The 11,813-nt window shown below is 69.1% G+C and carries 6 protein-coding genes; 2 read left to right on the top strand and 4 right to left on the bottom strand.

From position 1 onward, the window contains the following. Positions 1 to 38 precede the first annotated feature (38 nt). Positions 39 to 4,157 carry a non-ribosomal peptide synthetase gene (locus R2B38_RS03330; protein ID WP_411978554.1) on the top strand — a complete coding sequence of 1,373 codons (4,119 nt, stop codon included), beginning with the start codon at positions 39 to 41 and terminating at the stop codon, positions 4,155 to 4,157. Positions 4,158 to 4,340: 183 nt separating this feature from the next. On the opposite strand, the gene R2B38_RS03325 is transcribed toward R2B38_RS03330, so the two are convergent. From R2B38_RS03325 to R2B38_RS03310, 4 genes are all read right to left on the bottom strand, one after another. Then, the gene (locus R2B38_RS03325) at positions 4,341 to 5,276 is read right to left on the bottom strand and encodes a TauD/TfdA family dioxygenase (RefSeq protein ID WP_318014873.1); all 936 of its coding nucleotides are present in this window, start codon (positions 5,274 to 5,276) and stop codon (positions 4,341 to 4,343) included. A 152-nt stretch (positions 5,277 to 5,428) separates the two neighbouring features. Then, entirely contained in the window at positions 5,429 to 7,987 is a 2,559-nt protein-coding gene (locus tag R2B38_RS03320; protein ID WP_318014872.1) for an ABC transporter permease, read from the bottom strand. Between the two features lie 217 nt (positions 7,988 to 8,204). Continuing rightward, the gene (locus R2B38_RS03315) at positions 8,205 to 9,509 is read right to left on the bottom strand and encodes a cation:proton antiporter (protein ID WP_318014871.1); all 1,305 of its coding nucleotides are present in this window, start codon (positions 9,507 to 9,509) and stop codon (positions 8,205 to 8,207) included. A 34-nt stretch (positions 9,510 to 9,543) separates the two neighbouring features. Then, positions 9,544 to 11,040, bottom strand: coding sequence for a tryptophan 7-halogenase (locus tag R2B38_RS03310; RefSeq protein WP_318014870.1), 1,497 nt, complete (start codon positions 11,038 to 11,040; stop codon positions 9,544 to 9,546). A 414-nt stretch (positions 11,041 to 11,454) separates the two neighbouring features. Here R2B38_RS03310 and R2B38_RS03305 point away from each other — a divergent pair, with 414 nt between their 5' ends. Then, complete coding sequence (locus tag R2B38_RS03305; protein WP_318014869.1) at positions 11,455 to 11,664, top strand: MbtH family protein; 210 nt, start codon at positions 11,455 to 11,457, stop codon at positions 11,662 to 11,664. Positions 11,665 to 11,813: the final 149 nt, after the last annotated feature.

The raw sequence follows: 11,813 nt of genomic DNA, 5'->3' as shown, positions 1-11,813 counted from the left end.
TGAGCGGGGCCGACGAGGCCCGTACACCGCTGACGACCATGACGCGCCCGGAGCGGGTGCCGCTCTCCTTCGCCCAGCGGCGGCTGTGGTTCATCGCACAGCTGCAGGGCCCCAGTCCGACGTACAACGTCCCCCTGTCGCTGCGCCTGACCGGCGAGCTGGACCGGACGGCGCTGAACGCCGCACTCCGGGACGTGGTCGGCCGGCACGAGGTGCTGCGCACAGTGTTCCCGGACATCGACGGGCAGCCGTTCCAGCGCGTTCTGACGGTGGAGGAGACCGGATTCGAACTGGCCGTCACCCGGGTGTCCCAGGACGGTCTTGCGGCGGCGGTCGCCGAGGCGGCGGCGTACGGCTTCGACCTGTCGACCGAGATGCCTCTGCGGGCCACGCTGTTCGAGGTGGGCCCGGACGAGTACGCGCTCGTGCTGCTGATGCACCACATCGCGGGTGACGGCTGGTCGACGTCGCCGCTGGCCCGGGACCTGACGGCCGCCTACGCGGCACGCAGCGCGGGCAGGGCGCCGCAGTGGGCTCCGCTGCCGGTGCAGTACGCGGACTACGCGCTGTGGCAGCGGGAGGTGCTCGGCGACGAGGACGACCCGCAGAGCGTGCTGTCCCAGCAAGTGGCGTACTGGAGCGAGGCGTTGGCGGGGCTCCCGGAGGAGCTGGAGCTGCCGGCCGACCGGCCGCGCCCGGCCGTGGCCTCCTACCGCGGGTGCGAGGTGCCGCTGGAGATTCCGGCCGAGGTGCACGAGCGTCTGGTGGCGCTGGCGCGTGAGCGGGGCGTGACGCTGTTCATGGTGCTGCAGGCGGCCCTCGCGGTGACCCTGAACCGGCTGGGTGCGGGGACGGACATCCCGATCGGCACGGCGAACGCGGGGCGCACCGACGAGGCCCTGGACGACCTGGTCGGCTTCTTCGTCAACACGCTGGTACTGCGCACGGACCTGTCCGGCGACCCGACGTTCGGCGAGATCCTGGAGCGCGTGCGGGAGACCAGCCTGTCGGCGTTCGCCCACCAGGACGTGCCGTTCGAGCGGCTGGTGGAGGAACTGGCCCCGACCCGCTCACTCGCCCGGCACCCCCTCTTCCAGGTCAATCTCACCTTGGAGAACATCGCTCCCACCGCGACGTCCGGTGACGCGTCGGCACTGGACGCACCACGACTGCGCGTCGGCTCGCTGCCCGCGAGCACCGGGGCGGCGAAGCTGGACCTGAACGTGATCCTCGGCGAGGTCTTCGAAGCCGGGGGCGGTCCCCGAGGACTACGCGGAGCCCTCATCGCCGCCGTGGATCTGTTCGACGCCGAGACGACCGAGCAGATCGCGCATCGGCTGCTGCGGGTTCTGGAAGGGGCCGTCGAAGCGCCGGAGACACGGCTGTCGCGGATTGACGCGCTGGACGCGGATGAGCGGCGTCGGGTGCTGGGTGAGTGGAACGACACGGCGGTCGGGATCGGACCGGTGTTGGTTCCGGGGCTGTTCGAGGCGCAGGTGGGGCGGACGCCGGGTGCGGTGGCGGTCGTCTCGGGTGAGCATCGAGTGTCGTTTGCGGAGCTTGATTCGCGGGCGAATCGACTGGCGCATTATCTGCGGGCGCAGGGTGTGGGTGCGGAGTCGGTGGTGGGGTTGTGCCTGCCGCGCGGTGTGGAGACGATCGCGGGCATTCTTGCCGTGTGGAAGGCGGGCGCGGGTTATCTGCCGCTTGACGCGGGGCAGCCGGCCGACCGGATTTCTTATCAACTCCGGGACAGTCGTGCGGTGTTGACGTTGACGACGGAGGAGATTCTGGGGGATCTGCCGGCGGGCCGGTATCGGCTGGTGGCGGTGGACGGGACGCTGACCGCGATGCAGTTGGCTGCGCTGCCGGATACGGCGCCCGAAGTGTCGGTCGAGGCTGGCCAGTTGGCGTATGTGATTTATACGTCGGGGTCGACGGGGCGGCCGAAGGGGGTTGCGGTCACGCACGGGGCGTTGGCGAACTATGTGTCGTCGGTGCCGGGTCGGGTGGGTTTTGGTGTGCCGGGTGGCCGGTATGCGGTGTTGCAGGGGCAGGCGACGGACCTGGGCAACACGGTGGTCTTCGCGAGTCTGACCACTGGGGGTGAGCTGCACGTCCTGGAGGAGGAAGAGGTCACCGACCCGGTGGCGGTAGCGCAGTACCTCGCCGAGCAGCGGATCGACTATCTCAAGGCGGTGCCGTCGCATGTGGCGGCGCTGGGTGCGGGTGCGGTGCTGCCCGCGAAGTCCCTCGTACTTGGGGGTGAAGCGGCCTCGCCCGCTCTGGTCGGGGAGTTGCTGGCGGCGGCCGGGGACCGGGAGGTGTTCAACCACTACGGTCCGACCGAGACGACGATCGGTGTCGCGACGACGCGTCTGACCGAGGAGACGGTGGCGTCCGGGGTTGTTCCGGTCGGCACACCTGTGGCCAACACCCGTTTCTACGTCCTGGATGCTGCCCTGAAGCCGGTGGCTCCGGGTGTGACCGGTGAACTGTATGTGGCTGGTGCGCAGTTGGCGCGTGGCTATGTGGGTCAGGCCGGTGTGACGGCGGAGCGGTTCGTGGCCTGCCCGTACGGCGGCTCGGGCGAGCGGATGTACCGCACCGGCGACCGGGCCCGCTGGACGGCCGACGGCAGGTTGGTGTTCGCGGGCCGGGCGGACGACCAGGTCAAGATCCGCGGCTTCCGGGTGGAGCCCGGTGAGGTGCAGACGGCGGTCGCAGCGCATCCGCAGGTCACCCAGGCGGCCGTGATCGCCCGCGAGGACAGTCCCGGCGACACCCGCCTGGTCGCCTACGTCGTCGCATCCGGCCAGGACACCGACGTAGCCGAACTCCCGCATGCCGTCCGGGAGTTCACGGCGTCCCGGCTGCCCGAGCACATGGTCCCCGCAGCGGTCGTCGTCCTGGACGCACTGCCGCTGACCGGCAACGGCAAGCTCGACCGCAAGGCCTTGCCCGCCCCCGACCACGCGACCGGCGGCGGGGCGGAGCCGGTCACCCGCCGGGAGGAGATCCTGTGCCGGACGTTTGCCGAGGTGCTCGGGCTGTCCGGTGTGGGGATGCACGACAACTTCTTCCGGCTGGGCGGGCACTCGCTGCTGGCGATCCGGCTTGTCGCGGCTCTGCGGGAGCGCGGCGTGCCGGTCTCCGTACAGTCCTTCTTCGAGTCGCCGACGCCGGCGGGACTCGCCGCGGCGGCCGGACCGGAAGAACCGGAACAGGAGCGGCGTCCGGCATCGGCGGATCCGGCTCCCGAGGGTGAGGGTGCCACCGAATCCGCTGACGCGACGGTGGTCGAACTGGACGCCGATGAGATCGCGGCGGACCTGGCCCGGGCCCGCAGCGCGACGGGCATGGCGTCCGTCCAGGATCTGCTGGGGACGCTGCTGCCGATCCGTACCGAGGGCAGCAAGACGCCGTTCTTCTGGGTCCACCCGGGGGGCGGTCTCAGCTGGTGCTACATGCCACTGGCCGGTTACGTGTCGGAGGGGCACCCGGTCTACGCCCTGCAGGCCAGGGGCTTGGACGGGACGAGTGAACCGGCCGCCTCGCTACGGGAGATGGCGGCGGACTACGTCGAGCAGATCCGCACCGTTCAGGAGTCCGGTCCGTACCAGCTGGTCGGATGGTCCGCCGGCGGGGTGGTGGCGCACGAGATGGCCGTACAACTGCAGGCCGCGGGCGAGGAGGTGTCCGCCCTGGTCATCCTGGACTCGTACCCGTCGCCCGGCCACGACGAGGATCGGCCGGTGCCCGCGGGCGGCCCGAGGGACGCGGTGAGCGGGGAACCCGACTCGCTGGAATCCTGGAAGGCGCGGCAGGTCGAGCGGTTGACGGAGGAGATCCGCGAGCAGATGGGTGAGGTCCTCGGGGATCTCTCGGAGGACGAACTGGCCGCGCTCGCCCGGGTCAACGTGAACAACACCCTGGTCAGGGTCGGCCACGAGTTCGGCCGGTTCGAGGGTGACGCCCTGCTCGTCGTCGCCTCGGAGGGCCGCAAGGAGGACGCTCCCGAGCCGGAGGTGTGGGCGCCGTACGTCTCGGGAACCGTGGCGGCACCCCGAATCGCCCGCACGCACAAGGAGATGGGGCGGCCCGAGGCGCTGGCCGAGATCTGGGGCCTGGTGGCCGACTGGCTGGGACTGGAGTAGACGGGCGGTGCGCCCTGGCGGGCCGGTGACGCCGGCCCGCCACGGCGCGGCGGTGACGCGGGGGTGCGGGCGCCGAGCTGACGTACAACTCGGCGCCCGCACCCCCGTATCAGGCCCGCTGTCAGCGAAGAGGGCCCGACGGTCGGCGTCGGGCCCTCTTCGCTGTCAGCGGTCGAACATCTCCTACGACATGGCGACCAGCACCCGGCGGTTGCCCGAGAAGGGCCTGCGCCCGTGCGCCACGGCGACGTTGTCGATCAGCAGGACGTCGCCCTGCTGCCAGGCGACGTCCACGGCCAGCGCCAGGCCTTGGTCACGCACCGCGAGGACGTACTCGTCGGGTATCGGGGAGCCGTCGGCGAAGGTCACGGACTGGGGGAGTTCGTCGGCGGGCACGATCGAGGCGAGGTCTCGCATCGTCTCCTCGCCCAGGGACGCGGCGTGCCACTGATCCGCCTGGTTGAACCACACCTCCTCACCGGTGCCCGGGTGTTCGATGGTCGAGGGGCGGAGGTGGCTGACGCGCAGCGCGTCGGAAGCGGTCCACTCCCAGCTGGCCCCGGTGGCGCCCAGCAGCTTCTCGACCTGCGCGGGGTCGTCCGTCTCGAAGGTCGCCTGCCAGCTCTTGCCGAAGCCCCGGCCGCCGTGCAGGTACTGCCGGTAGCACAGGCCCCCGCTGAAGGACTCCCGGATGCGGTCGTCGAGCCGGTCCAGCCAGAGGGCGCTGTCGAGGAGCGGGGTCGCGCCCCCCGAAGCGGCCGGCCGCACGCAGGAGAAGAGCAGGCGTGACGGCCAGGAATGCGCATAGGAGAGTTCGTTGTGCATGGAGATCGCGTACTCGGGTGGGTATTCCGTCGACGTGTAGACATTGTCGCCGACTTTGGTTCTGGGCGTGTTTCCGTGAACGTACGCCAGTCGTTCGGCCAGCAGGAGTGGCATCACATCCTCCAGCGTTGTCCCGTTCACCTCGAAACCCCTGAAGAGCAAAGCCATATGACGGTCCAGCAGATCGTGGACATCGGTGGATCCGAGGTATTCGACAAGACCTTGAATGGTTGCCGGTACACGCGCCACTTCCGGGGTGATGTGCTGAGGTGCCCAATTCTGCCGATCGGTCATGGGAGTTCTCCTCGATGCCGGAAACGCACCCGCTCGGCGTGCGCAGGGTGCTCTCCACAGCAGCATGGTCCGAAGACACTCCGCGAGCAATGTTCAAAGGGCGCTTGTTCAACCGCCGTGTAACCGCAGTTGAACAGGCGCCCTATTCGCAATCAGGCCGTCTGGATACTCGCCAGAATGTCGAGCCGGGCGGCCTGGCGGGCCGGCCACTGGGCGGCGACGACACCGATGAACCCGGACAGGAACAGGAAGAGAAGCATTTGGCCGTAGGGGATGACCGTCGGGACGTTGTCCAACTGGGCGCCGACGAAGGTGCGGTTGGCGCCCCAGGCCAGGAATGTTCCCAGTGCCATTCCGGAGGCCGCTCCGAAGAGCGAGATCACCACCGACTCCAGCTGGACCATGCGCTTGACCCCACCGCGGTCCATGCCGATGGCGCGCAGCATGCCGATCTCACGCCTGCGTTCGGCGACCGACATGGCCATCGTGTTGATCACGCCCAGGACGGCGACCAGAACGGACATCCCGAGAAGCAGATAGAGCAGGTTGAGGGCGGATGTGATGGTGCTGCTGAAGTCGCTCCGCATGCCCGTCCGGTCCTTGACGTCGATCACCGGGTTGTCGCCCGTGGCGGCCTTGAGCGACTTCTCCAGGGCGCCGGTGGCACCGTTCGTACCTTTGACCAGGATGCTTTTGACGTACGCGTCGGGCTGGTGCTCGGTGATCACGGAGTTGGGGACCAGGATCGAGGACAGCATCTTGCTGTCCTCGAAGACGCCGCCGACGGTCATCGTGCCGGTGGAGTCGTCCGGGTAGGTGACCTTCACCGGGGAGCCGACCGACAGGCGGCTGATCCTCGCGACGTCGGCGTCCACCAGGACCCGTCCCTGCTTGAGGGCTTGGACCGAGCCGGACTTGAGGGTGAAGCTGACCAGCTGGTCGTAGCTGGCGGCGTCGAGTCCTTCGATCTCGTGGTCGGTGCCGTCCACGCCCCAGTAGGCATAGGAGACCGGGCTGGAGGCAGCTACCCCGGGCGCCTTGGCGACGGCGCCGGCCAGGTCGGAGGAGAGGCCGTCGCTGTTGGCCATGGCGATGGAGTAGTCGGCCTTGAGGCTCCCCGTGACGGTCTTGTCGACGGCCTGGGTCACCGAGGTGCCGACCACGGTCATCGCGGTGATCATCGTGAGGCCGATGGCGAGCGCCCCGGCCGTCGCCGCGGTGCGGCGCGGGTTGCGGACCGCGTTGAGGCGGGCCAGCTTTCCCGGGCTGCGGAAGAGCCTGATCAGCAGCGGGGCGGCCAGCGCGATGACGGGGCGCGACAGCAGCGGCAGCAGGAACAGCAGGCCCACGGCGGTGAACGCGGCACCCAAGGCGACCTTGGCCAGCCCGGACGAGCGAGGGCCGGCGCCGAAAAGGACCACCCCCGCACCGATCGCGACGCCCGCGATACCGAAGGCGTTGCGGACCAGCAGGCTGCGTTGACCGGCCGGCTGCTCGCCGCTGTTCATCGCGGCCACCGGCGGAACCCGGGAAGCGCGCACCGCGGGCAGCAGGGCGGAGAGAACGGTGACGAGGGTGCCGAGGGTGAGAGTGACGACGACCGTCGTCGCGCTGAAGACCAGCGGGCCGGTCGGCATGCTCGGCTTCACCGCCTTCATGACGGCCTGCAGCCCGGCACCGATACCGACACCGCAGAGCAAGCCGCACACGGAGGCGGTGAAGCCGACCATCAGTGCTTCGGCGAGGACCGACTTGGCGACCTGCGAGCGGCTCGCGCCGACCGCGCGCAGCAGGGCGAGTTCCCTGGCGCGCTGGGTGATCAGCATGACGAAGGTGTTGGCGATGAGGAAGACACTGACGAAGAGCGCGACGGCGGCGAAGAACATCAGGATGACGCGCAGGCTGTGACCGCTCTGCTGGAGCCGGTCCGCCTGCTCGGCGTCGAGCTGCTTGCCGGTCTTGAGCACGTCCTGGGTGTTGCTCGGCAGCTTGTCCCTGACCTCGGCCAGCAGCGCGGCCTCGGATGTGCCCGCCTTCGCCGTGAGCGCGATTCCGCTGTACTGGCCGGAGGTCAGCAAGGTCCGCTGCGCGTAGGCGGTGTCCATGAGGGTCAGCGTCCCGCCGGCGGACACCATGGGCTCATCGGTGGTGAAAATGCCCGTCAGTCTCGCCTTGACCACCGGGCCGTTCGAGGCGATGCGGACAACGTCGCCGACCTGGTAGCCGGCCTTCTCCGCGCTCTTCCTGTCGAGGGCGATCTCGCCGTTCTGCCGCGGAGCCCGGCCCTTGACCATCGGGTAGCGGGAATCCTTGCCGGACGCGTCCGGAACATAGTTGCCGCCCCTGGACGTGCCGGCCTCGCTGGTCATGTGGCCGTGCTTGTCGGCGACACCGAGGAATCCGGTCACCTCGCCGCGTGTCTTCTCCACTCCCGGCAGCGTCGCGAAGTCCCGGACGGTGGCGTCGGTCAGCCGGCCGGACGCCTTGGCGCTCTTCTGCCGGGCGCCGGCGTGGTGACCGGCCGTGAGGTCGGACACCAGGACCGACACGTCGTCGTAGCTGGTGGTGACCCTGTTCCGCGCCGCCAGTTTGGCGGTGTCGGAGAAGATCCAGGTCCCGGCGACGAAGGCCGTGGAGAGCATGATGGCGAGCGCCGTCATCAGCAGGCGGCCCTTGTGGGCGAGCAGGTTGCGGAACGCGGTGCGATACATGGTCCTGTCCAGGTGAGGGTCGGCTCGAACGGGCTCCAGTGAAAGCCGGACGGTCGGGCGCACGCTCTGACTTGGAGCGACGGGTAGGCGAAGACCGCGATTCCATCGTGGGGCAGAGCCCGTGCGGAAACGTCGGCCCCCGGACGGTCTGAGAAACCACCCGCGGATTTACCCCGGCGCAGGGCTCGTCCTCCCTGGGTATGACGGCGGCCGCGATTCAGCGGTCCTGACCGGCGTGCTCCTGGGGGAGCGCTGCCCCGCCTGCTTCGTCGGTCCGGCCGGCCTCCGGTGCCGGTGCCGGTCCGCGGCGGCCGATGAGGTGCAGCAGCGGGCCGGTCATGAAGGTGGTGACCAGGGCCATGATGACGAAGACCGTGAAGACCTGCGCTCCGATGATCCCGGCGTCCAGGGCGACGTTGAGCACGATCAGCTCGGTCAGGCCGCGGGTGTTGACGAGTGCGGCCACCAGCGCCGACTGATGCGGATCGAGCCCGCCGATCCGGGCCCCGGCATACCCGGGGAGTATCTTGCCCACGATGGCGATGGCGAGGATCAGGGCCAGCAGAACGGCACCGTGCACGCCCAGCGCGCCGATGTCGAACGACAGCCCGGTCGTCACGAAGAACAGCGGCAGCAGCACGCCCGCGGCCTGCTCCAGCGTCTGGAGCACCTCGGCATCCGGCCGGCCGTTGACACGGGGCATGGCCAGCCCGGCGAGGAACCCTCCGAACACCGGGTGCAGCCCGAGCGACGAGGTGACCCACGCGCTGCCGAGGGCGAGTCCGAGGGCGATGGGGATGGGGTTCATCAGCAGCGCGCCCGGACGCCCGAGCCAGCGCCCCAGCACCGGGCGTACGACGAGCAGCATGGCCGCGACGAAGAGCACGATGAGCAGCAGTGTCACCGGCCAGGCGTGGTCGGACGCGTGCCCGGTGCCGGCGAACGCTGCGGCCAGCACGAGCCAGGCGGCCACATCCATGAAGCCGGCCGCGGTCATGGCCACGGTGCCCGCGGAGCTGCCCGCCATGCCCCGCTCGCGCACGATCGCGGCGAGCACGGGCAGGGCGGTCACCGCGGGCGCCACGGCCATGAAGAGGACGAACGACCGCCCGTCGGTATGGCCCTGTCCGGCCGCGGAGAAGACGCCGTCGAACAGCTTCAGCGCACCGACGCCCAGCCCCATGGGGACCAGCAGGGCGAGGAACGCCACGGAGGCCACCGCCCGGCCGCCGCGGCGCAGCAGGCCGAAGTCGATCTCGTATCCCGCCAGGAACATGAAGATGACGACCGCGACCTGGGCGAGCACCGTCAGGAACGGCTTCACTTCCGGCGGGAAGAGGTGGGCGGTGGGATTCCCCGGCAGCTGCCCGAGCAGCGTCGGCCCCAGCGCGATGCCCGCCACGATCTGTCCGATCACGGTGGGCTGGCCGCAGCGGCGGGCCAGCGTGCCCAGCAGCCATGAGGCGACGACGATCAGTGCGACGTCCCCGACCACCACGGTTGTCACTGCTTCGGTGTTCACCGGCCCCCCTCGCCACGTCCTCGTCCCGCCCGGTTCACTTCGCTTCCGCTTCCAGCCAGTGCATGCCGTCACCGGAGGCGACCAGGCCGCCCGGGAAGAGCGGGACGTCGGCGCCCAGTGCCTCACCGAGGAAGGCCCGGCTCTGCACCTGGCCGCCCTCCTGCATGGCCTCGCGGACGGCCGCGGACTTGAAGAGCGGGACCATGCCCTGTTCCTCGTCGGCGGCCATGGTGTCCAGCGCGGAGGCGAACTCCGCCGCCTTGGTCTTCATCCGCACCGCCGCCGATTCGGCGCCGTCCAGGGCGAATTCCGCGGAGGACACCCCGGCCACGAGCTCCACGAAGGACTCCAGCTCGGTGTGCGCGTTCTTGGTCACCTTCTTCGCCGACCAGAAGTACGACTGCTCGTCCACGTGCATGTCGTAGAACGACATCAGGAACTCGTAGAACACGCCGTACTCGCGCCGGTAGCGGGCCTCGAACTCGTCGAAGGCGGGCTCCTCCTCGACCAGTCCGGCCATGACGCTGTTGATGGAGCGGGCCGCCAACAGCGCGCTGTAGGTGGCCAGATGGACGCCCGAGGAGAACACCGGGTCCACGAAGCAGGCGGCGTCACCGATGAGGACCAGCCCGGGGCGCCAGAACTTGGTCTGGTGGTACGAGTAGTCCTTGCGTACCCGCAGTTGGCCGTACTGCCCCTCGGTCACCCGGGTGGCGTCGGAGAGATAGTCCTTGACCAGCGGGCACTCGTCGATCAGGCTCCGCAGCGCGGTCTCCGGGTCGCCCTGGATACGGGCCGCGTCCTCCCGTCTGACCACCGCGCCGACGCTGGTGAGGGTGGGACTGAGCGGGATGTACCAGAACCAGCCGCTGCTGAAGGCCGCGGAGAGGATGTTCCCGGAGTTCGGCGCCGGCAGGCGCTTTCCGCCCTCGTAGTAGCCGAAGAGCGCCAGACTGCGGAAGAACTCGGAGTACTCACGGGTCCCGCCCACCCGCTTGTGGATTCGGCTGCCGTTTCCCGACGCGTCCACGACGAATTTCGCGTACGCCTCGCGCTCGGTCCCGTCCGCGTCCGTGTACGTCACACCGCGGACCCGCTCGCCGTCGTCGATGACGTCGTCGACCGTCACCTGATGCCGGACCTCGGCCCCCTTCTTCACCGCGTGGTCGAGCAGGATCTTGTCGAACTTCGACCGCTCCACCTGATAGGCGAACGAGGTCGCGCTGGCAATCTTCGGCGACACGGCGAACGAGAACGTCCATGGCTCCGGGTTGGCTCCCCAGCGTAGGGTTCCGCCCCGCTTCAGCGTGAATCCAGCCTTGTCCAGCTCCTCCGAGACACCCGTCAGCCTGCATACGCCGTGGACGGTGGACGGCAGCAGCGACTCGCCTATCTGATACCTCGGGAAAGTTTCTTTCTCCAGTATCAGAACCCGGTGTCCCTGCATGGCCAGAAGGGCACCCAGCGTGGATCCGCCGGGTCCGCCTCCGACCACGACGGCATCCCATTCCTCGCGATCTTCGACGCCCATGTCTGTCTACTCCTCCTGTGGCGTTCCGGAATTTCTTGATCTTCTGGTTCAGGATCTGGCCGGGGCGCTCGTCGGTGCCGAGCGTCGCGTGGAATCGGGTCCGGCCCTCCTCGGCCGCCGCACGGGGACGGCGCCTGGTGAGCCCGGAGCGAAAGGCGGTCAACTCCCGCCAGGCGCAGGCCGATCACCTCTTGGGACACGTGCGGGTCCGGCCCCCGGGGGTGCTCGCACCGCGGTCGGCCGGCGATCTGTTTCGGGGAGTGTGGCACCTGGGCTGTTCAACTGGTGCGAAGGCACAGTTGAACAGCGGAGGAGATGATCGCCGAAGATTGATTAGTCATGTGGGTCTGGCCCATAGTGAATCGAGACGGGCCAGACTGCCCGATTTTCATTCACCCCAGAAGGGACGGCGTGGTGACGAATCCATTCGACGACCCCGATGCCAGCTATCTGGTCCTGGTCAACGACGAGGGGCAGCACTCGCTCTGGCCGGTCTTCGTCGACGTGCCCGACGGCTGGAATTCGGTGTTCGGGGAGGCGGGGCGCCAGGAATGCCTCGACTACATCGAGAAGTCCTGGACCGATATGCGGCCCAAGAGTCTGATCGAGGCCATGGAGAAGTGAGAACCTGTTGCCCGGTCGGCCGGATCAGCCCGGTCGGCCGGGCAACGTGGTGTCCTCTCGTGATGTGATTCCACAACGTCGCGAGTATTCCTCGGAGTGTCAACCATCAAGGCGCAGCTTTGTTTATGGAAAGCTGGGCGTTTTTCGGT

It is taken from the genome of Streptomyces sp. N50, from assembly GCF_033335955.1.
GTDB lineage: Bacteria > Actinomycetota > Actinomycetes > Streptomycetales > Streptomycetaceae > Streptomyces.
The sequence above is the reverse complement of the archived record's forward strand: the minus strand, read 5'-3'. Positions and strand labels throughout refer to the sequence as shown.